The 25,496-nt window shown below is 62.5% G+C and carries 19 protein-coding genes; 4 read left to right on the forward strand and 15 right to left on the reverse strand.

Annotation, left to right across the window (positions count from 1 at the left end; translation table 11 throughout):
• Positions 1-1,445: 1,445 nt before the first annotated feature.
• The 10 genes from C6W92_RS15455 to C6W92_RS18165 form a co-directional block, all read right to left on the reverse strand.
• On the reverse strand, positions 1,446-1,994 hold the full coding sequence (locus C6W92_RS15455; protein ID WP_129434747.1) for a DUF6512 family protein: 549 nt from the start codon (positions 1,992-1,994) through the stop codon (positions 1,446-1,448).
• A gap of 102 nt (positions 1,995-2,096) precedes the next feature.
• A complete protein-coding gene (locus C6W92_RS15460) occupies positions 2,097-2,567 on the reverse strand; it encodes a DUF411 domain-containing protein (protein ID WP_129434749.1) in 471 nt (156 codons plus the stop codon).
• 273 nt (positions 2,568-2,840) lie between these two features.
• A complete protein-coding gene (gene glp / locus C6W92_RS15465; RefSeq protein ID WP_129434751.1) occupies positions 2,841-4,103 on the reverse strand; it encodes a gephyrin-like molybdotransferase Glp in 1,263 nt (420 codons plus the stop codon).
• A gap of 11 nt (positions 4,104-4,114) precedes the next feature.
• Positions 4,115-4,633, reverse strand: a complete 519-nt coding sequence (locus C6W92_RS15470; RefSeq protein WP_129434753.1) for a DUF2478 domain-containing protein — start codon at positions 4,631-4,633, stop codon at positions 4,115-4,117.
• Positions 4,634-4,692: 59 nt separating this feature from the next.
• A complete protein-coding gene (locus C6W92_RS15475; protein WP_129434755.1) occupies positions 4,693-7,359 on the reverse strand; it encodes an arsenate reductase (azurin) large subunit in 2,667 nt (888 codons plus the stop codon).
• A gap of 14 nt (positions 7,360-7,373) precedes the next feature.
• Positions 7,374-7,919 carry a Rieske 2Fe-2S domain-containing protein gene (locus C6W92_RS15480; RefSeq protein WP_164989260.1) on the reverse strand — a complete coding sequence of 182 codons (546 nt, stop codon included), beginning with the start codon at positions 7,917-7,919 and terminating at the stop codon, positions 7,374-7,376.
• The gene (locus C6W92_RS15485) at positions 7,916-9,037 is read right to left on the reverse strand and encodes a cytochrome c peroxidase (protein WP_129434759.1); all 1,122 of its coding nucleotides are present in this window, start codon (positions 9,035-9,037) and stop codon (positions 7,916-7,918) included. Before C6W92_RS15485 ends, C6W92_RS15480 begins: the two co-directional genes overlap by 4 nt.
• A gap of 14 nt (positions 9,038-9,051) precedes the next feature.
• Positions 9,052-10,176 (reverse strand): cytochrome c peroxidase, encoded by a 1,125-nt coding sequence (locus C6W92_RS15490; RefSeq protein ID WP_129434761.1) that lies wholly within the window; start codon positions 10,174-10,176, stop codon positions 9,052-9,054.
• Between the two features lie 37 nt (positions 10,177-10,213).
• The gene (locus tag C6W92_RS15495; RefSeq protein WP_129434763.1) at positions 10,214-10,609 is read right to left on the reverse strand and encodes a cytochrome c family protein; all 396 of its coding nucleotides are present in this window, start codon (positions 10,607-10,609) and stop codon (positions 10,214-10,216) included.
• A 171-nt stretch (positions 10,610-10,780) separates the two neighbouring features.
• The gene (locus C6W92_RS18165; protein WP_129434765.1) at positions 10,781-12,979 is read right to left on the reverse strand and encodes a PAS domain-containing sensor histidine kinase; all 2,199 of its coding nucleotides are present in this window, start codon (positions 12,977-12,979) and stop codon (positions 10,781-10,783) included.
• Between the two features lie 77 nt (positions 12,980-13,056).
• On the opposite strand from C6W92_RS18165, the gene C6W92_RS15505 reads away from it, so the two are divergent.
• The gene (locus C6W92_RS15505; RefSeq protein WP_129434767.1) at positions 13,057-13,773 is read left to right on the forward strand and encodes a response regulator transcription factor; all 717 of its coding nucleotides are present in this window, start codon (positions 13,057-13,059) and stop codon (positions 13,771-13,773) included.
• A gap of 1,448 nt (positions 13,774-15,221) precedes the next feature.
• Here the strand turns inward: C6W92_RS15505 and C6W92_RS15510 are convergent.
• Complete coding sequence (locus C6W92_RS15510) at positions 15,222-15,518, reverse strand: nickel-binding protein (RefSeq protein WP_129434769.1); 297 nt, start codon at positions 15,516-15,518, stop codon at positions 15,222-15,224.
• 151 nt (positions 15,519-15,669) lie between these two features.
• On the opposite strand from C6W92_RS15510, the gene C6W92_RS15515 reads away from it, so the two are divergent.
• The 3 genes from C6W92_RS15515 to C6W92_RS15530 all read left to right on the forward strand — a co-directional run bounded on the left by C6W92_RS15515 (position 15,670) and on the right by C6W92_RS15530 (position 19,214).
• Positions 15,670-16,677: a helix-turn-helix domain-containing protein gene (locus C6W92_RS15515; RefSeq protein ID WP_129434771.1), complete on the forward strand. Its 1,008-nt coding sequence runs from the start codon at positions 15,670-15,672 to the stop codon at positions 16,675-16,677.
• Between the two features lie 374 nt (positions 16,678-17,051).
• Positions 17,052-18,152: an alpha/beta fold hydrolase gene (locus tag C6W92_RS15525; protein WP_129434773.1), complete on the forward strand. Its 1,101-nt coding sequence runs from the start codon at positions 17,052-17,054 to the stop codon at positions 18,150-18,152.
• Between the two features lie 90 nt (positions 18,153-18,242).
• On the forward strand, positions 18,243-19,214 hold the full coding sequence (locus C6W92_RS15530) for a DMT family transporter (RefSeq protein ID WP_129434775.1): 972 nt from the start codon (positions 18,243-18,245) through the stop codon (positions 19,212-19,214).
• Positions 19,215-19,814: 600 nt separating this feature from the next.
• On the opposite strand, the gene C6W92_RS15535 is transcribed toward C6W92_RS15530, so the two are convergent.
• The 4 genes from C6W92_RS15535 to C6W92_RS15555 form a co-directional block, all read right to left on the reverse strand.
• Positions 19,815-20,615, reverse strand: coding sequence for a methyltransferase domain-containing protein (locus tag C6W92_RS15535; RefSeq protein ID WP_164989261.1), 801 nt, complete (start codon positions 20,613-20,615; stop codon positions 19,815-19,817).
• A 63-nt stretch (positions 20,616-20,678) separates the two neighbouring features.
• The gene (locus C6W92_RS15540) at positions 20,679-21,176 is read right to left on the reverse strand and encodes a nuclear transport factor 2 family protein (protein WP_241691184.1); all 498 of its coding nucleotides are present in this window, start codon (positions 21,174-21,176) and stop codon (positions 20,679-20,681) included.
• Positions 21,133-23,064 carry a BTAD domain-containing putative transcriptional regulator gene (locus C6W92_RS15545; RefSeq protein WP_129434781.1) on the reverse strand — a complete coding sequence of 644 codons (1,932 nt, stop codon included), beginning with the start codon at positions 23,062-23,064 and terminating at the stop codon, positions 21,133-21,135. Before C6W92_RS15545 ends, C6W92_RS15540 begins: the two co-directional genes overlap by 44 nt.
• Before the next feature lie 719 nt (positions 23,065-23,783).
• Positions 23,784-24,398: an SOS response-associated peptidase gene (locus tag C6W92_RS15555; RefSeq protein WP_129434783.1), complete on the reverse strand. Its 615-nt coding sequence runs from the start codon at positions 24,396-24,398 to the stop codon at positions 23,784-23,786.
• Positions 24,399-25,496: the final 1,098 nt, after the last annotated feature.

Here is a 25,496-nt window from a genome sequence, read left to right on the forward strand (position 1 = left end):
GGCCTGTCCACCAACCGAGCGGCCGAAGCAGCCCGAAAGCCGCTGGAAACAAGCTGCCTGATGCCCGGCATGGCCCTCACATCGGCGCGTCGGCGCAGCAGAAGGCGTTGTTCAGACTTTCCTTGAAATCACCCCTCAGAAGTTCGGCGATCGACCAGACGAAACTCCCGAGGCTCTTGATATCATTATTGCTCATCACCGCCCCTGACTTTTTCTCGCTCAGGATGTGCGCTGCGCCGCCAGAGCGCAAGTGTCAGTGGATGAGATGTCGTGATGCGAGTGAACGGGATCGCAGTCGACTGCGGTCACCACAGTCATGCTTACCTCCTGTCGCGCAAGCATGACCAGATGTTCGACGAAATCCTCAAGCGCACATGCCTGTCAGGCGATACCAAATGGCTCACGCGAAGCACGATGTTTGCGAGGCTAGCTTACAAGCGCACTGGCGCTGTCGGAGGCTGTCTGCTCGGACAGACAGAGGGCAGCGCAGAGTGCGCGCACTGGACCCGCACAGCCGCTATGGTTAGACGTGAAGAGACGCGCTCAGGCTTCGGGATATTCGCCGTGGTCTTGGGCGGAGGAGAATTAATGGGCGCGAGCCCAATCCTCCCTCAGCCATCCCGCTCCACATAACCCTCCCTCGGACATCATTGCGGTCACTAGCACGAATACGTCCCGGCCCGGTCTTGTCGCACGCTCTCCCTGTCGCTTGTTTCCCTGCTCGGTGTCAGCCATCTTCGGTATGTGCAGGGCATGTCGCTGTGCCTGGCTGTGCGCGTCACCTGATGCTGTCCTCGTTCTTTCAGCTGTTGGTGCTCGTCTCGGGCGCATGAGCGCATCAGGTGAGCTTCTCAGCGCGTCTTGTGGTTCTGCGCTTGGGTCTGAGCGTGCCCGTGCTGACGTGTCGTTACAACTAAAAAAGGTCTTTTGGCGATGTCGCAAAAGACTAAGTGCCTGATTTTCCTCATGGTGGATGTTTACATATGGAAAGTTAGGCGTCTGAAAATCTGAGTGATGTAAAGGTTTTTTAGGAGCCTGGGAAACGGTGATGTAAACATTTTCGCAGGGTGAATGTTTACATATGTAAACGTCTGGGCGCGGCCATGTAAACATTGTCGCCGGATCGCAGGACGAGCACGTTTCGACTGGTCTCTGCTCCAGGTCCAGCGATATGGGAGCTTTGGGCCTGGGAACTTCGGTGGCACCAGAAGGCATCCCCTACTCACGATTTCGATTTCCCTAGGACTTCGTATGCGCGCTGGGATCCGGCGGGCTGTGTATCGACCGAAATCCAGCCATTCCCAGCCCCGGCGGGCACGTGTCCCATTTTCGCATACCAAAAGTAATCGATGTTATCCGAACCCCCGCTTCAGGTATCGTCGACTCCGCTCAACTGATGCAGACTGACCGTAGATCCGAGTGGCAGACTTGGTGCGACGCCTGCCTCAGAACGCGGGAATGCCGCGCATGCCGCTGCTGGCCTCGATGAAGAGCCAGTGATCCGGTGGTATGAAGGTGAATAGGCTGTAGGCCAGTATCTGAAGAGCCAGAAGCCCAAAACCGGCGGGAAGGATCACTCCGCGTCGAGACACTGCCTGCGTCAGCAAAACGGCGGACAGGAGCTGTCCGATAAGGATGGCAGCAATGAATGTGCCGATATCGAGCGCAAGGAGGTTGTGGCCGAGGATCGTGACATAGGTGGTAAAGACCATGACGATCAGCACCGCCGTGACAAGCAATCCAGGGCCCTTCACCGCCAGAATCTCGCGGCGTCGCAGCCCCGCCGGGAGTGGCGCGATGGCGGCCCAGAACAGCCCTGGCCAGAAGGCGAGCTTCAAATGCTCCCAGATTGACTCGTTGACCGCAGCAACCAATGCAAGCGGCGCCCATCCCCCGGCAAGCTCGAAGAGGAAATGCAACGCCGAGCCGACCACGACCATGAACGCGGCACCACCAAGCTCGAAGAGGAAGATGCTACGGGTCCTGCCGCTCATGTGTTGGCGCCTGTCCCACTAACCGCGACGGATAAAATCACTGATCGCATCTTGGATGCCGTGACCCGCTATCCGCCAACGGCCAGCTTAATTGTTGCGGTGTCACGCCGCGGCGTAGCTGCTGAACACCTCCGTGCTGCCGTCTCGCAGGATGAGGAAAACGTCATAGGCCTCGCGACGGCTCTCGGGTCCCATGCCCGGCGAACCGTAGGGCATATCCGGCACGGCGAGGCCGACGGCCTCGGGTCGCTCGGCCAGCAGGCGGTGGATATCGGCGGAGGGCACGTGACCCTCGACCATGTAGCCGTCGATCTCGGCCGTGTGGCAGGACATCATGGCCTGCGGAATCCCGGCCTCCATCTTGTGACGGATCAGGGCTGCTCCGAGGCTGTTCTCGGTCGTCACGTTGAACCCGTCGTCGCGCAGGATACGCACCCAGGCCTCGCAGCAGCCGCAATTCGGGTCCTTGAGGACATGGATCGCGGGGAGCGTGCGCGCCGAGGCGAGGTGCGGGGCGGCAAGCGACACGCTGGCAAGCCCGAGAAGCAGGTTACGACGATTAAGATGGGACATGGCGGTCTCCTTGCTTGGCGGAAAGAGTATTGGCGCGGCGCTCGCCGCATGCAAGTGGCGGCCCGCTCAAGTGCGGCGATATGCCGGGACGGGCCGGGTGCCGCAGAGTCTAAGGGAGAAGCTTGCGATCGCTGTATTGCAGCTCTGACGGCGTGCTTGAGCGTGGCTCTCCCGGGACGGACTTTTCCCATAGTGCTTCCTTCCATGCCTGCGAAAGGGTCACAATATCAAACCTTGGGGTTGGACACGTAGCGCGGCAGCGGACCGTTTCTTTCAAGCTGTGTCGAAAGGCAAAAATGCAACCTCGTCACCGGCTTCGAAATGCGCCGCGTCGGCGGGCAGGATGGCCAGACCGTCCGCCTTTGCCAGCCCCGCGATGCGCGCCGAGAAATCGCGCGGCCCCAGTTCCAGCATCGGACGGCCGGAAATGTCATGTCCGACAAGGCGCGCAGGTCGGTATTCGCGGCGTCCCGGCGCGCGCGCCAGGGCGCGGTCGAGCGTCGCGAAACAGGGGCGTTGCGGGACGGGCGTGGCACCCGCGAGATGGCGAGCGAGCGGGAGCGCGATCATCTGCCAGGTGACAAAGGCCGCGACCGGATTTCCCGGTAGCCCCAGAACGATGGCGCGCCCGATCCGGCCCAGGACCAGCGGCTTGCCGGGTTTCATCGCCAGCCTCAGGGTCTCGGCCGTGCCGCCCGCCGCCTGAATCGCGCGCGCAACGAGGTCCGTCTCGCCGCCGCAGGCCCCGCCGCTGGTGAGGATAAGGTGCGCATGGGTTGCCGCCTCGCGCAGGGCCTCGGCCATGGGCGCAAGCCGGTCCACAACAGTCATGGGTGGCGCAAGGTCGATCCAGCGCTGGTCTGCTAGAGCGGCAAGCATCGGCAGATTGACGTTCCATATCTGGCCGGGGGCCCGTGGCGCGCCGGGGTCTAGCAGTTCCGACCCGGATGCGATGAGGGCCATAGGCAACCGGGCGCGCACCAAGAGCGCGCCTTGCCCGGAGGCCGCTGCCGCCGCGATGTCGCGCGGCGTGAGGATGCGACCCGGGGACAGGATCGTCGCACCTGCCTGCATGTCGCTGCCTTGCGGGCGGATGTTCTGGCCCGGTTCGGGGTGCCTGGAGAACCGGATACCGTCCGAGACCCGTGTTACCTCTTCCTGCATGATCACCGCGTCGGCCCCGTGCGGCAGGGTGGCACCGGTCAGCACCCGGACCGCCGCGCCGGGACACAGCGAAACGGGCGCATCGCCCGCCGCCACATTACCTGAAACGGGCAAGGCCCAAGGGCCAGCGCCGGCGAGCGCCGTCGTGGTCACCGCATAACCGTCCATCGCGCAGGCATCGAAGGGCGGACCGTCGGCGGCGGCCAGCACCGGAACTGCCAGAATCATGCCACGCGCGGTCATGAGCGGCACTTGTGTAACCGGCAGTTCCTCTGCCTTTAGCCGGATGGCGCGCGCGAGCGCTGTCTCGGGTGGCATCAGCCCCGTGCCGCCTGCGCAGCAATCCTTTTCGATGGGGCGATGCGCGGTCATGACTGAGCTCCTCAAGCGGCGTGTCGGCGCAGATGCGGGGTGATCCAGCCCAGCACGGCGCGTGGGCTGTCGGGCAGTTCCACGGCCAGCCCCGCCGCGAAACTTTCGAATGTGGGGCGGTTGAGGTCATTTACGCCCACGAGCACAGGCACGTCGCGCTCCAGCGCCGAGACGATCACGGGGTGAAAGCCGTGGCCCGTCGCCTCCTGCTTGCCGAAGCGGTTGAGGATGAACAGGTCGGCGGGCGCAGCGGCAAGGCCCCCCGCCACCACCATCGCCGCCGTCTCGATGGCCGCGCCGTCGAGGCGGCATCCGGTGGCGTGCCGTCCGAGTTTCTGACTGATATGCAGCCGGGCACCCGTGGCGAGGTCGATCAGATCCATGTCGCAGGCGTGGCGGTCCGGGCCGGTGCAGGGTTCCGGCAGAACCCCGGCGAGGTGGTGGCCCCGCGCACGCAAGGTAGCGGCAACGCTGCGCAGGGTGTCGTCGGCGGCCCCGCGCGATCTCGCATGAATGAAGGCGATCTGCATGGTGTGTTCCTTGTGGAATGACCCTGCCGCCGGGCGCGCCCCGGCGGCAGGCAGGACGCTCAGGCGATGGGACGCGGCTTGAGCGACATTTCGAGGAAGTTGTGCTTGTAGGCGCTCTCGCCCACCTTGCGCAGGACGCCCCGGCCCAGCTTGTAGCGGTAGTTACCGGTGACGGGATCAGGCACCGCGTGGCAGACCGAGTTGGCCATCGATCCGGGGTAGTTGAACGCCGCCTTGGCCACGCCGGGGCGCATCTCGTCAGAGACGATGGCGACGGCGACGAACTGCCCTGTGGTGGTCTTGATATGACCGTTCTCCATCAAGCCGGCAAAGCTCAGGTCGTCGGATTTGACGCCTACCGGCTCGCCCGACTGGACATAAACCGTGTCGTTGAACCCCTCGACCAGATCGCCGGACTCGATCCCGTGCGGGGCGGCGTCGTCGGGGTGGATCACGATATGCGGCCAGGGCCAGCGTTTGGCCAGATAGGGCTTGCGCAGATCATCGAAGCCCGATTGCCAGACCTCGTTGACGCGGCCATTGGTGATCCAGATCTCGCCCTTCTCGGCGCGGGGCTTGATCGCCTCGTAGAAATCCGACCAGCTGTCATTGACCCACGGTGTCTTGAGAATGTTGGCCTTGCCGGTATGTGTGCCGAAGGCATAGAGCCATTTCTGGTCCTTGGTGTCGCCCTCGACCTCGCCCCAGTCATTCTCGGGATCGTGCAGCCGCCCGGTGCCGATCATCTGCCCGTCCACCATGCGGATGGGCGTCTGAATGCCAGTCGTGCCCAGTTCGCGCAGCTTCTCGTGGCCCTTCTTGCCCTCTTTCTTGGCCTCCTTCACGAGCACGTTGTAGCTCAGCACACCGTTGCGCGAGAACCGCGCGGCCTCCTCGAAGACATCGTTGCTCTCGGTCCAGTCGAACCCCTCGAGCCCCATCTTCTGCGCAAACTGGCCGATGGCCCACCAGTCCGGCTTTGCTTCGCCCGGTGCGTCGTTGAACTTGGCGTAGAGCCGCAGGCGGCGTTCGGCATTGCAGCGGGCAAAATCCACCTCGCCCCAGCCGGCGGCGGGCAACACGATATCGGCGTATTGGGTGTTGAGCGGCTCGACCGGGTAGATGTTGCTGTCCACCAGCACCATGCCGCCACTTTCCACACGCGCCTTGAATACCTCGACCAGGTGATCGCGATCGACCGAGCGCGGCTGGTTGGGGTTGCGCAGGGTAAGGTCGGCCACGCGGCTGGCAAGCTCCTGGCTGGCCAGCATCGCCGGGAACCAGGTGATGCCCATGGTCCACATGAACCGCACCTTGCCGTCCATCACCCAGCGATCGACGTTGAGCGGCTTCTTGCGGCGTCCGGGGTGTTTTTCGGGGCTGAGCCAGCCCTTGCCGGGGCCCGCGCCCATACCACCGCGTTGGTGACCGCCGCCACGGCTAATCACCTGGCCGGGGCGGTTGCCCGCACCGCAGATGAGGCCGAGCGTCGAGAGCGACACGGTGTTCATGTAATTGTTGGACCAGTAATTGCCTTTCTCCAGCATGAACGAGGTCCTGGGCCGGCTGCCATCCTCGCGCGGCTTGGCGATCATCTCGGCGGCGCGCATGATATCCTCGGCCGGCAGGCCGGTGATGCGCGCGGCCTCTTCGAGCACGGCTGCGGGCTCGTTGGCGATGAACTTCTGGAAATCCTCCCAGTCCGACTGCCAGCGGCCCCATGTGGTGCGCCATTGCCAACCGGTGTTGCGGGTGCCGCGACCATAGCCAGATTCAAGCTCCCAGCGGTTGTTCACCCAGGTGTCAATGAACTCCTGATCCTGCCAGCCGTTGTCGATGATGATCTTGGCGATTGCCAGATGCAACGCGGTGTCGGTTCCGGGGATGACCGGCAGCCAAAGGCCACCATTCCTGATCCCGTATTCCACGCCCATGGTGCGATGCGGAGTGACGAAAATCATCTTCTTGGCCGGGTTCTCGCCGCCCATCATCCATTCGGTGAAGAGCACGGTCTTGGTCTCGTAGGGGTCGACGCCAGACAGGAACGCCACGTCGCACTTGCCCCAATCCTCGTAGGTGGCGGCGAAGGAGTTGATCCCGGCATCGTCGAGGCCGGTGGCATCGGGCCCGCGCATCGGCTTGTCGTGCCAGGCATGGACGGGCGTGCCGATGGCGCGATCCACCAGCTTGCGGATGGCGTAGGTATTCTCGAAATATTCATACGAGAACGTCTTCATCCCCCAGGCGTGCTCGCCGTATTTCGACAGCACGTGCTGCGAGACCTCGGCCATCACGTCGGTCACCAGGTCCCAGCTCACCGGGGTCAGCACGCCGCCAATGCGCACCATCGGGTATTTCAGCCGGTCCTTGGTGGGCGTGTCGGGGTTGTAGATCTTCTGCGCCAGCGTTCCGCCGCGCACCGAGTAGTTGCCGCCGGGGTTGACCGCCTCGGCGTCGGCATCGGCAACGACGACGAAGTGATGCGGCGTGCCTTCATGCATGCCGATATTGTGCTGGCTGCGAGCGACCCACGGCGCGCCATATGTGGGGAAATCGACACCGAATGCGTTCTGGTCCGCCTGCGTCTCGCCTTCGCGGCCCACCGGCCAGCGATAGACCTTGTAGGAACAGGCCACGATGCAATAGCTGCAAGCGGTGGTCAGCACCTCCGCATCGGGCGGCGGAAGGGGCACGAATTCGCGGTTCTTGACGATGGACTCTGCCATTTCTCTATCCTTTCTCACGCGCCGGTCGGGTTCTGGCTGTAGCCGTAGAACAGCCCCATCACCCCGGTCGCGACAATCTCGTCGCCGTCGATCTCGAGCACGATCTGCGGCAGGCTTTCGACAGCATGACCCGAGACGAGCATGCCGTGCTTGGTCAGATCAAAAGTCGACAGGTGAAGCGGGCAGGGGCCGAGCACCGAATGGGGCCGCTTGAAATCCGCCGCCCCCATGTAGCCGCCCTGGTGCGGACAGATGGTGTTGAAGGCGACGATGTTGCGCCCCTCGCCCACGCCGCCACCGGCCTCCTCGTCGAGCATGACGAGGACGTTCTCGATGTCGTCGTTCGGGTAATAGAAGCTCGTCGCCACGCCCTGCTCCAGATCAGAGACGCGACCGACCACCTTGCGAACGTAAGAAGAGGAGACAAGCTCCTGCGCTTCCGCCCCCACGCCATAGGTGGCCAGCACGGTGACCGACGCGCCGCCCAGGATCAGGAAGTTGCGGCGGCTGAACGAGCTGCAGGCATGGCCCGCGCCCTTCGCTTTGGTTGCCTGTGTCATTTCAGAAACTCCGACCATGTTGCGGTTTCGGGAAGGTCTGGCGCCTCGGCAAGCATCGGCTCTTCCATCGAGAGCGCTTCGAGGAAGGCCACTAGATCGGCCTTTTCCCCATCGCCGAGACCCAGCGGTTGCAGCCCCGCGGTCTGTCCCTCGCCACCCCCCGCGTCGTAGAAATCCACGACATCGGCCAGCGACCAGAGCGCGCCATTGTGCATGTAAGGCTCGGTCCAGCGCAGCTCGCGCAGGGACGGCGTGCGGAACTTGCCCTTGTCATCGGGCCGCTTGGTGACGTGGTAGAGGCCGAGATCGTCATCGCCCTTGCGATAGAGCTCCTCGGTCACGCCCTTCTGATAAAGCTCCCAGCGCAACGTGATCTGGTAGAGCGGATCGACCTCGAACTCCTCGGCCGCGGGCACGCCGATATCGTAGAATTTCTGGTCAGAGGCCAGCGCCCCGTTGTGGCATGAAATACAACCCGCCTTGCCATTGAAGAGCTCCATGCCGCGCTTGGCGGCGTCGCTCATGGCATCGGTGTCGCCCGCGAGGTAGCGGTCAAAGGGCACTTTCGTGGCATCGGTAACGATGGTGCGCTCATACGCGGCGATGGCGTCCCAGGCATGCGCGACCTGTGGCCATTCGGTGCCGAAGACGTCCTTGAACGCCGCGACGTATTCCGGGACGAAGCGCAGCCGCATCTCCATCATCGACCCGTCGCCATTGCCCGCGACAGCCCCGCCTGCGGCCCCTTTGGCCTGTGATTCGAGCGAGGTGGCGCTGCCCTCCCAGAAGAGCTTGTCATAATAGGCCGAGTTGAGGATCGTCTGGCTGTTGCGCCAGTGCTGGGTGCCGGGATAGCCAAAGCTGATCGCGCCCCCGGTGCCCCAGCCAAGATCCGGAAGGTGGCAGGCCGAGCAGGGCATCGAACCATTGCCTGAAAGTCGGCCGTCCCAGAAGAGCTTTTCGCCCAGCTCCACTTTCTCCTCGCTCATCGGGTTGTCGGCGGGAACCGGTGGTGGTGGCAAGGTCGCGAGAGGCGGCGCGCTGTCCGCCAGGGCCGGAAGAGCAAGGAGCGCCGAGAGCGCCGTGCTGCCCAGGATACGGGTGATGTGACGTGTCATTGTCTCGAACCTCCTCAGTTCTCGCCGACGGTGCGCAGATCGTATTCCGGCAACTCGGGCGGGGTGATGGCGGGCGCGTCGCCGGTCAGGCTGTTCAGGAAAGCAACGAGGTCGGATTCCTCGGCGGGGTTCAGGCCCAGCGGTTCTGACTGCGCGGTTCCCGCGTTATAAAAGCGCACAACCTCGGCCAGCGTGTCGAAGACGCCCGAATGCATGTAGGGCGCGGTCTGCCCCACATCCCAGAGCGAGGGCGTGGTGAACTTGCCGATGTCGGCCTCGTCCTTGGTCACGACATACTGGCCCACGTCTTCGCGCAGGTTCATGTAGTTGGGCGTTCCGAGCGTGGCGTAGAACCGCAGCATCGTGATCTGGCGTTGCGCCGTCTCATCGAGCGTGTCCGAATCAAAGCCCAGCAGGTCAGGGTGATCCGGCACGCCCGTCGCGTGCAACCCGCCATCCGAGAGCATTTCGCCGGAGTGGCAGGAGGCACAGCCTGCCTTGCCCTCAAAGAGCGCCAGACCCCGTTTGGCGGCGTCAGGGATCGCATCCTCCTGACCGCGCAAGTAAGCGTCAAAGGGCGCGTTCTCGGTGCGGATCGTTTTCAGAAACTCGCCGATCGCGCCATACATGCGCCCGCCATAGGGCTCCTTGCCATAGGCGGCGTCGAACATCTCCATATATTGCGGCACCTGTTTCAGGCGCTCCTGCGCAAGGCGGCTGTCCATGTGCATGGTGTGCGATTCCGTGAGCATGTCGCGCACCGCGGTGCCCAGGTCCGCCCCGTCGAGCCGTCCGTCCCACATGAAGTAATTGCGGTTGGCCACGTTGAAGAGGCCCGGCGCGTTGCGGAAATACAGCAGATCGCCATAGCCGTCCGACAGCGCCTCGCCGTCGCCCCAGCCCTGTTCGGGGTCATGGCAGGACGCGCAGGACAGCGCGGTATCGCCCGACATGCGGGTGTCGAAAAAGAGCATCTTGCCCAGGTCCGCGCGCGCCTCGTTGACCTCTTTCGGGTCCGGCAGGGGCGCGAGCGGTGCGGTCTCGTCCGCGACCGCACCGGGCGCGGCAAGGGACAGGGCTACGGCGGAAATCCCGGCCGCAAGGGCCGCGCGCCGCGATGGTCTGGCTGATTGTTTCATCGAATCCTCCGTTCTGGAAAAGGCGGGGCGGGCCGGATCACTTGCGTGTTCCGTCCGCGGCGTAGCTGGCTAGAAAGGCGATCACGTTGGTGATCTCCTCGTCCTTGCGCAGGCCGGGAAAGGCCATCTTGTTGCCCGGCACGGTGGCCTTGGGGTCGGCGAGGAACGTGGCCAGGGCGGCCTCGTCCCAGACCAGGCCGCTCTCGCTCATCGCATCCGAGTAACGAAAGCCCTCGGCGGTGCCCGCCGCGCGCCCGACGACACCGTTCAGCACCGGACCGACGCGGTTCTTGGCCTTTTCGCCGACCTGATGGCAGGCCTTGCACTTGTTGAAGACCTTTTCCCCGGCGGCGGCATCGCCCGCCATCGCCGGTTCCGCGCCGAACGAGAGCGTGGCGAGAAGAAGAGTGGTCGTGATGGGCAGTCTGGTCATGGCGCCTCCGGTCCTTTTGTTCTGCCGGGGCGCGCGGCTGACCGCTCGGATGGGACAGCCCCGCTCCTGGCTTTGATCGGAGCCTAGCTGCGCGCAACCGCACGGTTGTTGCGGGCGCTGTGACGGAATGCGAAAAGTTGTGACGAAGTTTGACGGACGTCTCTGAGGTGCTCAGGCGGCGCGGCGCGCGTCGAGCATGCGGCGCACATGGCGCGCCAGTTCCACCGGGTCGAGCGGCTTGGCCAGCACCTCGGTCGGCCCTCCGGGAAGGGCGACGCCGGTGGGGTTGAACCCGGTGCACAGGATCACCGGGAGATCGGGGCGCGTTTCGCGCATGGTGCGGGCCATCTCGATCCCGTTCATTTCCGGCATGACCACGTCCGAAATCAGCAGGCTGTGACGCAGCGGGGCCATGCCGAACCGCTCCAGCGCGATGCGCGGCGAGGTATAGGCCTCGACCTGATAACCCATCCGCATGAGGCCCCGACGCAGGGTCGCCGCCACCTCGGTTTGATCGTCGACGATCATGAGGCTCTCGTGGCCGCGCTCCGGCGCGGGGGCGGCGGTCTCTCGTGCAGTCCCCACGGCAGCACCCGGTAACAGAAGCCGAAACAGTGTGCCGCGGCCCGGCGCAGTCTCGACCGAGATCCGCCCGCCCATATCCTCCACCAGCCCCTGGACAACTGACAGGCCTAGCCCGGTGCCCTTGCCGAGCGGCTTGGTGGTGTAAAAGGCATCAAAGATGCGCGCGGCGGTGTCCTCGGACATGCCCGGCCCGTCATCCTCGACCGTCAGTTCCACCCAGCCCTCGGCACGTGCGGCCAGACCGTCAGGTATGTCATCAAGGGCGCGCGCGGAAATACGTATCTGCCCTTTGGCATCGCCGATGGCCTCGGCGGCATTGGCAGTCAGGTTCATCAGGATCTGGTGCAAGTGGGTCGGATCGGCCAGCACGGTGACGGGCGTGCAGTCACGCACGCCCTCGATGCGGATCGTCGGCGGGATGGCGGCGCGCATCAGGCGATTGACCTCGGAAATCGCAGTGCAGAGATCGGTCGGCTCCGGCGTCCCCGGCTCGCGTCGCGCGAAGCCCAGAAGCTGACGCACCAATGCCTGTGCGCGCCGCGCGGCGATGTCGATCTGCTCCACCTCCTCGGCCAGGTCGCTGCCCGGCGCGGCATCAAGTGACGCCAGATGCGCCGAGCCGAGGATGGATGTCAGGATATTGTTGAAATCATGCGCGATCCCGCCCGCCAGAAGGCCGACCGCCTCGATTTTCTGCGCGCGCGCCACCTGCTCGCGGGCCTGCCGCTTTTCGGTGACATCCTCGCCGATTCCCAGGTAGCTGTGAATGGTGCCATCCTCGGCACGCAGCGGCAGGATCGTGCTGTCGATCCAGTGGCTGCCGCCCTCGCGGTCGAGATTGCGCAACACCCCGCGCCAGACGTCACCCCTCTCCAGCGTGGCGCGCAGATCGGCGTAGGTCTCCTCGGACATTTTGTCCGATTGCAGGAATCTCGGCGTGTGACCGATGACCTCGTCACGCGACCAGCCAGACAACTCCTCGAATCGCCGGTTGGCATACTGAATTCGGCCAAGCGTATCCGTAATGAGGATCGTCGCAGGGCTCTGCTCCACCGCCTGCGCCAGCCGCTGCTCGGAACGCTGCAGCGCGCGGCGACGCTCAAGCTCCTCGGTCAGCCTGGCATTGGCACCGCGCATGTCCCGGATCAGCAACGCAATCAGAAACGCAATGCTCAGCGTCGCCGCCACCAGCAGGACCATCGCCAGAAACCCGTAGCCGATCAGCGTCTCGCCCCGCATCACGGCCGCGATAATGCGTTCGGTGCTACGCGCCCGGCTGTCCATCCACAGCATTTCCAGATTGCGCAGCGCCAGGATCGCCTCGGTATCGTCGACCTTGACCAGACGGTCGGTGCGTTCGGCCGGCCAATTGCCCGCCATCGCGCGATCCGCGATTTCGATTTTCCCGCGATATTCTTCGATGGTTTCCTTTATGGTTTCCAGCGCGCGGCGCTCGGCCTCGGGCAGCGGCTCGGACAGGTAACTGGCCATAACCGCGTCAAACTGCGTGAGTTGATCCATCATCCGCGTGCGATAGCTCTCGTCCTTGCGGATGACGTAGTTCTTGAAATTGTGGATGATCCCGCCATAGCCGAGATAGCCGCGCAGGGAGCTGATCCAGACCCCTTTTTTCTCCGGGTCCTCGGCGTAATCCTTCCAGCTCTCCGCGATATCGGTGAATTGCGCGCGGGTCTGTGCGCCGAGGTATAGCCCGGTCGCGACGGTCACCAGCACCAGGAGCGCGGCGGCCATGGCGAGCTTGTAGGTGCGTTTGATCGAGGTCATGTCGGCCCTTTCAGACTCCCGCTACAATCGCGCCATTGCCATGCCGTGGCAAGATTTTGTGCGGGGATGCACCTGAGATGACCGAGCGGATACTTGTCGTGGATGACGACCGTCAGATGACGGGTTTCCTGGATCGATTCCTGACCAAGCAGGGCTTTGACGTGCATTGCGTCGGATCGGCTACACGCATGGGGCTTGCCATGGAGCACGGCGAGTATGACCTCGTCCTGCTCGACGTGGGCCTGCCCGATATCGACGGTTTCGAGGTGACGCGCGAATTGCGCCGCTCCTCACGCCTGCCGATCATCCTGCTCACCGCGCGCGAGGACGTGTTCGACAAGATCATCGGTCTGGAGCTTGGTGCGGACGACTATGTCTCCAAGCCCTTCGAGCCACGCGAGCTCCTGGCACGCGTCCGCTCCGTGCTGCGCCGGTCGAAAACCATGGGCACCAGTCACGAGGCGCTGCCGGAAGTTCGCGTGTTGCGGTTCATGGGGTTCGTGCTCGATCTGCCGAAACGGCAACTTTCTGGGCCTGACGAGCGCGAGGTGGCACTGACGGGAATGGAGTTCAACCTGCTCAAGGTCTTGGCGGAGAATGCTGGCGACGTGGTCAGCCGCGACAAGATTATGCAGACGATCTACGGCCACGCCATCACCGTGACCGACCGCGCGATAGACGCCCATATTGCCCGGCTACGCAAGAAGATCCTTTGCCCTGCCAGTGGGAATACACCAATCCGCACCGTGCATGGCGCAGGCTACAGCCTTGCCGCGCAGGTTTGTGCTGAGTAACCTGGCAACGCATCCTTGAAGTATTCGGATGCGTTTTTACGCCGATTCCATGTCGGACGCACGGGAGTTCATCGGCATCGACCGAAAGCGCGAGCTTGGGGAGCTTTGTTGTCGGCCTGCGGCACGGACAAGACCATGGCACAGAAACTAAACTCCCTTAGCCACAATGATCGCAATTGAGATAACGGTGTCGCCGATGCTTGATCTTTGCACCTACTGCCGGCCGTTCAGCCACCTTTCTGGCTCTCAGTTTAGACGTTCGTTACAGATAAAAATCGCGTTTTGGAGATGTTTGAAAAGTTTAAGTAACTGATTTTATTGAATATGAACGTTTAAATATGTAAACGTAGCCGTCTCAAAAGCTGGCTGATGTAAAGGTTTTGGGGGTATTATTTGCTGCAAACATTTACATAGGTAAACGTCTTTGGGGCCGAATGTTTTTATATGTAAACGTCTGTGCGCGGCCATGTAAACATTCTTGCCGGTTCTCAGGACGATCAGCTGTCGACGGGTCTCCGGTTCAGATCCTGCCATATGGGAGCTTTGGATCGAGGATGGTGATGGCGCCATATCGCATCCCCATGGCCCAATCTCGATTTCTCTAGGACTTCACATTCGTGCCGGGATCCGCCGCGACGCGTCTTGATAAAAAGCGAGCCATTCCTATCCCCGGCGGACACGTGGCCCGTCTCTCGGTATGAAAGAGGTATTCGATCTCACCGGCAGCCACAGGCCAAGGATCGTCGATCTGCTCAAGGAAGGCAGACTGACGGCAAATTCAGGTGGCATACTTGGCGCGACGTCTGCCTCGAGGAGCGGGAATGCCGAGTAATCCGCTGCTGGTCTCGATGAAGAGCCAGAGATCCTGTGGAAGGAAGGTGAAGAGGTTGTAATTGAGTATCTGCAGGCCCAGAAACCCAAGACCCGCGCGTAGGACTACTCCACGCCGAAACGCGCCCGGGGCCAGCAATGCGACGGACAGGGCTTGTCCGATCAGAATGGCTCGACGTTCCAGTATAGACTACAGGTGAAATACACGGGATTGGTCCAATTCCTAGGTTTTCCTGTTAAACGCGATGGGGATGCATTCTGGCTCCGGCGCTGCCCCGTGGCGAAGGCTCCCATACCGGGTGTCGAGTCGGTCGATCTCGTCAAGGCCACTGGGAGGCATCTATCCACATCGCGGCGTTCTGAATGCGTAAAGGCCGCAATGCCGCACGAAGAGGGGCGAGTTCTGTCGCACTGGATGTTGGAGCAGCGCTGCTTGGATCGCTTGTTCGCCGTGTAACGTCGCGGCTATTGACCCTCTGTGGCGGTGTGATCGAGGCCATATTGGGGGCCGCGATGAATCCCGCCGACAGGGCTCGGTCGATGATGATGAGCGGCACGCTACTCAAGGCAGGGTGCCGCGTCACGTTTGGCGGGCGGAGTCACTGACCCTTGTCGCGTCAGACCGCGGTGACCGGCTCGGGATCGGCCCGTTTCACGGCGGTGCCGCGCACCACGCGGACATCCTCGCTCGGCGCGCCGATGCGTTGCCCGTGTTCGCGGATCGCTGCGAGGTCGCTGGCCTCGTAGATGCAGACGGTTCCGATCCGACCGTCTTCCTCGGTCACGGCGTAGCTTCGGATCCAGCGGAGCCGGTCCTTCATGTCTTCCCCGACTTCGAGGGATTTCTTGTTGGTTACCGCGAGGTCATCCTCGCTCGACCAGATGCCATGACGGCGGATGATGTAGAGTTCCATATTTGCCTCCTCTTGGCTTCATTCGCAGATACAAAGTGGACCCTGATCGTGCGCATTGGCAGCCGACGATTCGGACGGAAAGCGGGGATGATCGTGCCAATCGCCCGCGCCGCGGGTGAAATCCGTGCACCAATATGCCAAACTCCCCGGCATGATAGAGAGGAACGACAAGTGGGATGTCGCGATCGTGCTCGTCGACGAAGGCTATGCATCAACGGCGGTCGGCCCGATTGAGGTCTTCGCCGCAGCGGGGACCATGTGGAATGAGATGTGCGGCTCTGATCCAGAGCCGCATTTCCGCGTCACCACGGCATCGATCGACGGACTACCGGTCAGAAGCGCTTACGGCTTGCGCGTCGTGCCCGACCTGGCAATCGCGGATCTCGGGCCGGTGGATCTGGTCATGGTGTCGGCCTCGGGTCCCGTGCCGGCCGAATGGATGGCGCGTCACTCTGCGCTCCCACCCTGGCTGTCGGAGCGATACTGCAGCGGAACGCGCGTTGCCGGGGTCTGCTCAGGCGTCGCCTTCCTGGCCGAGGCGGGACTGCTCGACGGTCGCCTTGCTACGACGCATTGGGGTGTGGCGGAAGGTTTCAGTGAACGCTATCCTGACGTTGACTGGCAGACGGATCTGCTCATCACCGAGGATGCAGGGCTTTACTGTAGCGGCGGTGTCAACGCCGCCAGTGACCTCAGCCTGCACCTTGTCGAAAGGCTTTGTGGCCGCGACGTGGCAATCAATTGCTCCAAGGCCCTGCTTCTCGACATGCCGCGGGCGAACCAGTCCGGTTACGCCCTGCTTCCGCTGGCGCGGCACCATGGCGACGGGAAAATCCGCGAAGCCGAACGTCACCTCAGTGCGCATTTCGACAGGGATGTTCCCGTAGAGGAACTTGCGGACGTTGTCGGCATGAGCCGGCGCAACCTGGTGCGCCGGTTCAAAGAGGCCACTGGCCACATGCCCGGCGCCTACCTGCAGATGATCCGCGTCGCAGCCGCACGAAAAATGCTCGAGGACGGGGCGCCGTCGATCGAGCAGGTCGGGCTTTTGGTAGGCTACGAGGACGCTGCCTTCTTCCGACGCGTTTTCAAGCGCCATAGCGGGACGACACCGTCGGCCTATCGCGACCGGTTTCGCCCGCGCAGGGTTAGCCCTTGAAGTTGGGAATCCGAGCGGGAGGTGCGCCTCAGCCCTCGACGGAGTCGTCACCCGAGACATAAGCATCGTGGCCTGACGAAATCCCGAAGAAGTCGCCCCTGGTGATAGGCGTCTCCTCTTCGCTTTCGACCATCCGCACGACAAGCCGGTCCAATAGGAGACATTGACCACGGCTCGCGGACCGTCATTCCGGACATTCGCTTCGCCTGCATGATCTGGTGCTTTATCTAGGTCAGCAAATAAGACTAGCCCCCTAGGGAGGCATCGCGACGAAGGGACCTAGCTCGGCTCCGACTGCCGGTCGTGCCGCGCCGTGCCAAGTGGGAAACACTTTGGAAATGAGGAATATGCTCAACTCTGTTATCGTGGCCACCATGAACGACACGCTTTCTCTGCCCCGGCAGGACATCTCTTTTGTCCGAAGCCGTGACGGAACCCGGATTGCGGTGGCCTCGATGGGGCACGGCCCGGTCATCGTGCGTGCCGCGCACTGGCTTGGTCATGTCTCGCAGGATGTGAACAGCCCGGTCTGGCGTCCATGGTTGGAGCGGCTGACAAGAGCCAACAGATTGTTGCGGTATGATCTGCGCGGCTGCGGCCTCTCGGATCGAAGCGTCAGCCGGATCGACTTCGAAGCCTGGTATGAAGACCTTGAAGCTGTCACAGCCCCCTTGCAGCAACCTTTCGTATTGCTAGGCATGTCACAGGGCGCGGCGCTCTCCATCACCTACGCCCTACGCCATCCTGAGAGGGTTTCGAAGCTCGTGTTGATCGGTGGCTACGGTCGCGGCCTGCTGGCCCGTGGCGGCGGCGAACCAGCGCGACTGGAGGCCGAGACGCTGGCCAACCTCATGCGGCTCGGCTGGGGGGTCGAGGGCTCGGCCTTCTCGCGCGTCTTCACGCGGCTCTTCGTGCCTGGCGGAACGGCCGACCAGGTCGGCTGGTGGCGTGAGATGGAGCGGCACGCCGCCTCGCCGCATATCGCAGTGCGAACTCTGGCGATCCTCAACGAGATCGACGTGATGGACGCCGCGGCGCAACTGGATTTGCCGGTCCTGGTGCTGCACAGCCGAGGAGACGCCCGCATCCCGTTCGACGAGGGGCGCCGGCTGGCCGCGACCATCCGCGGAGCGCGGCTCGTGACTTTGGACAGTTCGAACCACGTTTTGCTGGCGCAAGAACCGGCCTGGGACGCGATGTGGCAGGAGATTGCGGGTTTCCTCGACGATAGCAAGGCGCATCGCCCAGTAGAATCCGCGACAGTCTTCGCCGACCTCTCCCCGGCCGAGCGGGAGGTGTTGAGCAGTCTTGCGGAAGGACTGGGCAACGCGGCCATTGCCACCCGGCTGGGAAAATCGGAAAAGACCGTGCGTAACCAAGTCTCGATCGTCTTGGCCAAGCTTGGTGTCAACAGTCGGTCCGAGGCCATCGTGCGCGTCCTGTCCATGAAAGAAGGACAAATGCCCCGACATTGATGCCGGAATCCATCGTGCAATGGGACGCCCTGCTCATGCGCCCGGGGTCGCCGCCGTGCTTTCCTGTGCTTCGAAAAGGAGGCTTCGGACATGCACACCGGATCGACAGGCAATGACGGCGAAGGGCGGGCAATACTGGCACTCGGGCTTGCGACCTTCTTCTGGTCGGGAAATTTCATAGCAGGGCGGGCAATCGGCGGGGCTGTTCCTCCACTGGAACTGAACATCATCCGTTGGGCGCTGTGCCTGCTGCTGCTACTACCGATCACGTTGCCGGCACTGCTGCGACACCGTCTCGAAATCATACGTGCGTGGCGGCTGATACTTTTGCTTGGCCTGACCGGCATCGCCGGGTTTCATACCATGGTCTACAAGGCGCTGACGCTGACCGCTGCCGTTAACGCGCTCCTGATCCTGTCTCTGGCCCCCGTGGTCACCGCCCTGGGCGGGGCGCTTTGGAACGGCTACCGGCCGGGTGTTGCCCAGGTTGGCGGGCTGGTGCTCTCGGCCTGCGGGGGCGGTATCATCCTGCTTTTCGGCAGGGGTGACGGGGCCGGTGTTGGGATGATCGACCAAGGGGCGCTCTGGATGATGGGCGCGATCGTCGTCTGGGCCGCCTATACCCTGCTGCTGCGCCACCGCCCCCCGTCTTTGCCGCAGGACGTGACACTGACAGCCAGCGTTGTGGTCGGGGTCGGTGCTATGGCATTGGTCTTGTCGTTTCGGGGCGTGCAGCCGGTGCATCTGACCGGAGCCAGCATATTTGCCATCCTATACATTGCCGTCTTCGCCTCGCTCTTCGGGTTCCTTCTCTGGTCCTGGGGGCTGACACGGATCGGCCCCGAGCGGGCTGGCCAGTTCCTGCACTTAATGCCGGTTTTTGGGACACTCCTCGCCGTTCTTCTTCTAGGTGAGCGCTTTCTCCCCGCACATGGGCTCGGCGCGCTGCTCGCCATCGGTGGGATTGCCCTCGTCAATCGCACGCCCCGCGCGTCAGGTCCCCGGTTGCGCGGACCCGGAGGCGCGCCAATCAAGTCACCAATGACCACGAACGAGAAGTAGTCTGGCCAAGTGCTTGTCCCCGCCGCCGAAGCGAAGCGATCGGACTCGGTAATGCTTGGCTTATCGACCCATCGTGGAAATCCTTTGACGGAGCAGCCAAATTCCACTCCCCGCCCTTCTTGCAAGTTCCGCACTGAAAACGAACTTCGCATAAGGGTTCTTCGTTGCCGCCGGATGCTTTGTGAGCTTGCCTCTGGAAGCAGATGATTTGACCCTCTGAAAGACCCATTCTGGTTCTTCGTTGCCGGTCATCTGCGTATTATAGCGTCATGGAAGCCACCATTCGCCGCAGTGTGAGTATGCTCAACCACTGTTTTGGCGTTTCCGCTCGAGCAAGACAGCGACCGAGGCGGTTGACGCGAAAGTCCGGGCAAGATCGACCAAAGCTGTAGTCGGGACGGGTGTGCAAATTAGCCCGACATCCCAGATTGCCGCACCGGATAGATTTATCGATAGGATGGCCTTTGGCAACTCGGAGCAAAAGCGGACAGTCGCGACGCAGGGTAGGAACTTCGAACCGGGTCGGCCGTGTCAACTTCGGCAACGCCGCGACTGTGTTTTCTCTATCTCCGCAGTATTGCGCGCGTCGATAAACGTCGACTAGGGACGCCGCGCGATCACGGTCACAAAGGGGTTGAAGCCGTAGAGCGTTCCGGCGTCGATCCGACGCTGGCATTCAGCGACGAGCGCGTCCGCAAGCGGCTGGCCGATGATCCCGTCCGTGACTAGGCGGCCAGTCGCGAATTTCGTCCAGACCGGGCCGCCGTGGCCTTCGAGGTCAAGCCGCGTCTCGGAGCGAAAGATCTCTGTCTCGAACCCGGCCTCGGTCAGCAGCGGTCGCAGCCGCCCGGCAAGCCACGGATCGGTCACGAAATTCCGGGAAAACCCGATGGCGCAAGCCTCCATCGGGTCGTCTGGGCAGAGCGCCAGCGAGAGCCGCGAGAAATCGGCGTCGCAGACCACCACCTGCCCGCCGGAACGAAGGACACGAAACGCTTCGGCCAGAATTGCCTGCGGGTGGGTGACGTGGCTCAGCACGGTGTGCAGGATCACCTTATCCACTGAAGCGGCATTCACAGGCTGCTGCGCACCATCGCAGACATCGAAACGCAGGTTGGGGATGTCCCTGCCGCGGCTGCGCGCGTCTGCGATGAGTTCCTCGGCAGGGTCGGTGCCGATTACCCGGGTGCGGGGACGATAGCGTGCGGCTGCCCGTGCCACAGGGCCTGTGCCGCAGCCGATTTCCAGCAGCGTGCCCCCGTCAGGCCAGTCGAGGTCGGCAAAGTAGCGTTCGATGATCTCGGTCATTGCAGGATCATCGGCCCGGTCTTCGAGCGCGTCGATGATCTGTCCGATCATCTCGTCACCGGCGGCAGAAACATCTTGGAACGGGTCTGGCATGACAGATCTCCCTTTCTGCATGTCGTTCTGTCTGAGCTTGGGGTTATGAGAGCCCGACTGCGTTCAGCCAATCGTCGACCAGGACTTGCAGGTGATCCTCCACCCATCGTCCGACCGCACGAGCATGAAGAACTCGCGCGCATCACCGCCGAAGAAATCCCTTTCATGCAATCGGGCCAAGGCGACATCACCAGCAATTTCCACGTCCTCGATTTCGACACGATGTTCGGCACCGGTCGCACCGGGCTCCAGTTCTTCAGAAACCCAATCGAAGAACGTTCCGATCGGAGCGGCCATCAGGTCACCGTCGAAATCGCCGAATAGGTTGGCGTGTTCGTGGAACGCCGATTTGAGCAGCGCGACATCTGCGGTGCGCATGCCTTCCACGTAGCGGTCGATCGCTTCGCGGATCGGAGTCTCGTCAGCGGTCTGCATTTCGGTCTCCTCCTGTCTTCGATGGTTCGACAGGAAGGATTGAAGCCGATTCGCGTTGGAAAACCGTTGGTCGGGCTGACTATCAGTCTGGCACGCCCGCAGCGCGCAGCGCGTCTGCAAGCTCATCACGCACCCGTTCATTGCGAAATCCGAGCGGCGCAACGAGGTTGCCAGCACGGACATCAGGCACCAGCCGCTGGAGAGCAACAACTTCCTCGCGCGCGCGTTCCGCCTCACCCAGGCGCGCAAGCGCGGCAATCTCGAAGGCCTTGCTCTGCTCGTTGGGCTGAGACATCCGGCTGAGCGCCGCACAGGCCTCGTGCAAGTTCCCTTGAAGATACTGTGCCATGCCGAGGCCCCAGAGATACCAGTCGGGATGGAAAGGGTTCAGCCGCATGGCATGTTCCATTCGGGCGATCGCCTCCTCCGTCCGATTTTCGAACATCAGTGGCCAGGCACAATTGGCCAGTGCATCGGAGTTGTTGGGATTGAGCGCCAGCGCCCGGTCGAAGCAGTCGAGTGCCATATTGTTGTCGCCTGCGGCGAGATATGCGGCGCCCAGTGCCCAGTGCGCGAAATCGAGATCCGGGTCGAGTTCCGCCGATCTTCGTGCGTGTTGCGCCGTGCGGGACAGCGCCGCCCCAGGATTGTCTGCCCAGCCCAGGTAGACCTCGAAGAACCAGGTCCAGGCGAGCCAGCCATGGGCCGTCGCCGAGTTTGGTGCCAGCGTCAGCGCCCGTTCGAAGTGACCGCGCGCGGCGCGCATGTCATCCTTCAGAAACTTCTCCTTGAGCATCATGCCGCGCATCAGGTGATCATGCGCATCAAGGTCGGCTTCAGACTTGGAGTGGGCAAGCCGCGCCTCGTTACGCTGCACAATCCCCTTATAGCCGCGCAGCGTAGCCACGATCTTCGCCACCACCTCATCCTGGACGCTTAGTATCGCCCCGCGCGGTCGATCATAGCGCTCGCTCCAAACCACGGTGTTTTGCAGCCCGTCCGTCAGTTCGACGTCCAGCCGCAGGCGCTCCTCGTCCAACCGGACGCGGCCTTGCAGCAGGTATCGCACGCCCAACTCTACAGCGATCTCAGCCGCACCTAGCATCGTATCGCGATAGGCATCAGCTGACTCCCCGGCAACGACGAACAGGGTCCTGTCCCGAGCCAGCCCCGTTCGCACGTCCGCCGCCAACCCGTCAACCAGGTGCGCCATGTCCCCGTCGGTCAGGTCCACAAACGGCATGACGACGATGGAGGGCTTGTCCGGTCTTCTGAGCATAACACGTGGCAGGCGATCATCGGCTTGGCGGACATGGTCTGCCAGCCGTTCGGTCGCCGCGTCCGGCGTGGCATCCAGCTCTGTCGCCAGTTCGTCGCGGAAGGCTGCGTATCGCCGCAGCGCATCGGCCCGACGACCAAGCCCGCTCAATGCCCGCATCGCGCCCTGGCAGCCGAGTTCGCTCAGCGGATCGAGGGCCAGAACCTGCTCCGCCGCGTAGTGCGCCGCCGCGAAACGCGCCGCCGCCAACTCCGCCTCCATGGCTGAGACCGCTCTGCCCAATGCGGCATCTCGGAGCCGCATCCGTTCTTCAGCGCACCACTGGTCGAAGCTGGACGTGCCAATTTCGAGCCCGGCAAGAAATTCCCCATGAAACGTTGCTGGATCAGCTTCGTCACACTCGACTTCCGTCGCGATCGCGTCCCGGTTCACACTGATACGGTCAGGCCCCTGCCGGACAATCCTTTCGGCGTCATGGCGGAAGGCTCTGCGCATTTCGTGCAACGTCCCTCGCAATGCCCGGCGTGCATCATGATCGGGTCGACCCGGCCAGAAAAGTTCTGACAATTTGTCCCGCGCAGCGCCGGCTTCTCCGGCCTGCGCAAGATAGATGAAGAGCGCGAGAGACTTCTGCGTCGGGAACCGGATCGCAGTTCGGTGCGCGTCAAACACCTGCGGACGGCCGTAGAGCCGCAGAAAGACGCATGGGCCGTTGGCATAACCGCGATACGTCATAAAGGTCTACGGTATCAGATCAACCGCAGCCGCGCCACAGGTCGGACTTTGTCACTGCAGCGTGCCAGCGCATCAACGGAATTTCAGCGTTCGGAGTTGATCCGGACATTCGGAAACAGCCTCGGACAGCACGTAGTCTGACGAAACGTCCGCCGCCGGGATGTCATTGATCCCCATCCCACTTGATCTTCCACTGACCTTTCATCCAGCCGGGAAATCGTCGCGGAAAACTCCAGGCCAGACCGGTCCAGTTTGTGGGAACCAAATTGATTGGCCTGGAGGCCGCTTGAATACCTGTGCAAGGGCAAGACCGGCTGCGCAAGGCGATTGCTCACGCACATGACAGATTGGACCACTGGCTATCTTGACGGTGTCCATCTTGCCCGAGAGCACTTGGTGTCGGGGAAGGAGGCCCACGCTGGAACGCGCACTACGCGTCGCCTTGGGCGGGCGTCATCTCAGCGCTAACCCAATCGCGAAAGGCCCCCAGACCCACCTGACCGTCGGCCTCGATATTCCCGAGCGTATTGAAATATTGGTTTTCCGAGAAACCCGGGAAGGAGAGCGTTCCGTCGTCGTCGATCCCCAGAAAGCCGGGCTAAGACATAGCATGTAAACCATTCATACGATGGTATCGTGGTTCCTCTCGCTCTTAGGATGCTGGTGCAAGACACGTTTGGAATATTCGCCGGATAGCTGGTGCACTTGGTTCGGCAAGGTCATGCCGCCGGCGCGATCAGCGCCTCTCCCTCATCCCTGATCCCGAACCGTGCAACCGCGTGATGCTTGACGCGGTAGCCTTCACCAAGGTCGGTCCGGTTGCTGCCTGACAGCCAGTCGTCGCGCTCCGCGCTATCGAGGATCACCGGCATGCGGTCATGGATCGGGGTTACGGTGTCATTCGCCGCACGCGTCAGGATCGCGCAGGTGCGCAGATCGTTCCAGACCGACAGGAGGCCCGCGAACCACAGTGTCTCCTCGTTGCCGGCGCTGGAGAAGAAATGCGGTTGCTTGGGCCTCTTGGTGCCGGTCCACTCGTAGTAGCCGCCAGCAGGGATCAGGCAGCGACCATAGCGCCAAGCCCCTCGAAAACTGGGCTTGGTCGCTGCGTCCTCGATCCGGACGTTGATCGTGCTGGCGCGCCAGTCCCTCAGATCGCCCTTGTGCCAGCTCGGGATCAGGCCCCATCGCGCGCAGGTCAGCTCCTGGCCCACTAGCACATAGACCTCCTGCGTCGGCTTGATGTTGAACCGGCGCGGGAAGGGCGTGATCTTGAGCTCGGAGAACTCGAACTCGGTGCCGCGCAGGTTGGGGTCTATGAAACGTCCGCACATAGGCAGACGATGACGGGTCCTCTGCCGATTCTACAAGATGCAGCGATGGGGACGTGACTGGACCGGACGGGCGCAGGCCCGACGAAGAGTGTCGCGGATTCAGCCATCTCCCGGCGATCCACCGGGCGCGTTGGTGCGTTCCAGTTAGGATGTCGTGCTAGCCAGCGTGAGATCACCTCGGCCAGCGCCATCTGAAAGTTGAAGCATGGCTGGTAACCGCACACGAGTGGAGGACCGAAGGCCTTTGCGGCGGTGGAAATATTGCAGAGCTTGAACTCGACCCATCCGCTGCTGCGCCCGGTTTGTTCCCTGATGGCACGGTGCTGTGCTGCCTTGTTCACGTGACGGCCTGTGAGATCATCAATAAACATGGCAACTGCGTCGTTTTCCTCCTCTGACCAGCCGGCTCTACTAATCATGTCAAGCTATGCCGCGCACCAATACATGTCATCTGGAAATCCGGACTGGGGAGCGTGTGCACATTACACCATCCGAAACATCGAAGATCTCGAGGATGTATACCGCACGCCGATCACGACTGTGTTTGAGATGGTCATCCGACGGACGATCATCGGATGCGATATGTAATCTGGGAGGTTTGGGGCATAGAATCTCCGTGGCAGCAGAAAGCATCCCGATATGGCAATCTCGATTTCCCTAGGACTTCGTATGCGCACCGGGATCCGGCGGGCTGTGTATCGATATTTGATGAGCCATTCCTGACCCCGACAATTCCGCCGTCAAAGCCGCAGATCTTCACCGCCGTCCCGCACCGAATCGTGCGGACAAAGAGGCGCTGTAGCAGAGGATTGAGGATCTGATGGTGTTCAACCTTATTCGAGCGGCAGCCAGAACATAGCTGAACCTGGAGGCAACACCTGGATCATCGGCACGGTGCGCGCCGGGATCGAGCACCTCTTCCGGGTGGTCAAGCGCCAGTTCGGCGATGTGCAAACCCGCTACTGGGGGCTTGACCTGCCACGGGATTTTTCCTCCACTTGGAACTAGAGTCCGACCCAACGAAGGGACGGACAATGAAGCGATCAAGATTTTCGGAAGAACAGATCATCGGCATTTTGACCGAGCATGAGGCTGGCG

The sequence above is a fragment of the Roseovarius sp. A46 genome, from assembly GCF_004126395.1.
GTDB lineage: Bacteria > Pseudomonadota > Alphaproteobacteria > Rhodobacterales > Rhodobacteraceae > Roseovarius > Roseovarius nitratireducens.

Excerpts from the sequence above, each read along its gene's own strand:
- C6W92_RS15505 (WP_129434767.1), top strand. The coding sequence starts at position 13,057 with ATGACCGAGCGGATACTTGTCGTGGATGACGACCGTCAGATGACGGGT.
- C6W92_RS15540 (WP_241691184.1), bottom strand. The coding sequence starts at position 21,176 with ATGAGCTTGCAGACGCGCTGCGCGCTGCGGGCGTGCCAGACTGATAGT.
- C6W92_RS15495 (WP_129434763.1), bottom strand. The coding sequence starts at position 10,609 with ATGACCAGACTGCCCATCACGACCACTCTTCTTCTCGCCACGCTCTCG.
- C6W92_RS15470 (WP_129434753.1), bottom strand. The coding sequence starts at position 4,633 with ATGCAGATCGCCTTCATTCATGCGAGATCGCGCGGGGCCGCCGACGAC.
- C6W92_RS15460 (WP_129434749.1), bottom strand. The coding sequence starts at position 2,567 with ATGTCCCATCTTAATCGTCGTAACCTGCTTCTCGGGCTTGCCAGCGTG.
- C6W92_RS15480 (WP_164989260.1), bottom strand. The coding sequence starts at position 7,919 with ATGACACAGGCAACCAAAGCGAAGGGCGCGGGCCATGCCTGCAGCTCG.
- C6W92_RS15545 (WP_129434781.1), bottom strand. The coding sequence starts at position 23,064 with ATGACGTATCGCGGTTATGCCAACGGCCCATGCGTCTTTCTGCGGCTC.
- C6W92_RS15535 (WP_164989261.1), bottom strand. The coding sequence starts at position 20,615 with ATGCCAGACCCGTTCCAAGATGTTTCTGCCGCCGGTGACGAGATGATC.
- C6W92_RS18165 (WP_129434765.1), bottom strand. The coding sequence starts at position 12,979 with ATGACCTCGATCAAACGCACCTACAAGCTCGCCATGGCCGCCGCGCTC.
- C6W92_RS15555 (WP_129434783.1), bottom strand. The coding sequence starts at position 24,398 with ATGTGCGGACGTTTCATAGACCCCAACCTGCGCGGCACCGAGTTCGAG.
- C6W92_RS15490 (WP_129434761.1), bottom strand. The coding sequence starts at position 10,176 with ATGAAACAATCAGCCAGACCATCGCGGCGCGCGGCCCTTGCGGCCGGG.
- C6W92_RS15510 (WP_129434769.1), bottom strand. The coding sequence starts at position 15,518 with ATGGAACTCTACATCATCCGCCGTCATGGCATCTGGTCGAGCGAGGAT.
- glp (WP_129434751.1), bottom strand. The coding sequence starts at position 4,103 with ATGACCGCGCATCGCCCCATCGAAAAGGATTGCTGCGCAGGCGGCACG.
- C6W92_RS15475 (WP_129434755.1), bottom strand. The coding sequence starts at position 7,359 with ATGGCAGAGTCCATCGTCAAGAACCGCGAATTCGTGCCCCTTCCGCCG.
- C6W92_RS15530 (WP_129434775.1), top strand. The coding sequence starts at position 18,243 with ATGCACACCGGATCGACAGGCAATGACGGCGAAGGGCGGGCAATACTG.
- C6W92_RS15525 (WP_129434773.1), top strand. The coding sequence starts at position 17,052 with ATGAACGACACGCTTTCTCTGCCCCGGCAGGACATCTCTTTTGTCCGA.
- C6W92_RS15455 (WP_129434747.1), bottom strand. The coding sequence starts at position 1,994 with ATGAGCGGCAGGACCCGTAGCATCTTCCTCTTCGAGCTTGGTGGTGCC.
- C6W92_RS15515 (WP_129434771.1), top strand. The coding sequence starts at position 15,670 with ATGATAGAGAGGAACGACAAGTGGGATGTCGCGATCGTGCTCGTCGAC.
- C6W92_RS15485 (WP_129434759.1), bottom strand. The coding sequence starts at position 9,037 with ATGACACGTCACATCACCCGTATCCTGGGCAGCACGGCGCTCTCGGCG.